Origin of the sequence: Halomonas marinisediminis (genome assembly GCF_004347715.1) — a bacterium.
GTDB lineage: Bacteria > Pseudomonadota > Gammaproteobacteria > Pseudomonadales > Halomonadaceae > Halomonas > Halomonas icarae.
The window spans coordinates 1-295 of the sequence record NZ_SLTR01000280.1 but is presented as its reverse complement, the minus strand read 5'-3'; the positions used below and the strand labels follow the sequence as shown (position 1 = coordinate 295).

The window sequence follows — 295 nt, the reverse complement described above, 5'->3', positions numbered from 1 at the left end:
CAGAAGGGATCGAGCAGATGCATTGGCCTGCAACAACTGACCGTCCACACCGAGTTTCAGAACCGCAACCGGAAGCTCTTCGAGACCCGTCTTTAGGTCGTGAACACTGGAGAGGTTCTCGATGGGGATCATCGCGATCTCACGACGGCCCGCCGAAAGCGATGTCTGCTGCAGGTACACGGTTACGTGTCCATCTGGCGTGATGATCTCCGCGGTCGAGGCCGTGTCTGTTGGTGGGGTCACGAACACCGCAGTCAGATCGCGAGACCGGATGCCGATCATGCGCCTTAGAGCA

At 58.6% G+C, this 295-nt stretch carries 1 protein-coding gene; it reads right to left on the bottom strand.

Going from position 1 to position 295, the window contains the following annotated elements:
• The coding region (locus E0702_RS16690) for a hypothetical protein (RefSeq protein ID WP_205742010.1) at nt 1–295 on the bottom strand (295 nt) is incomplete at both ends.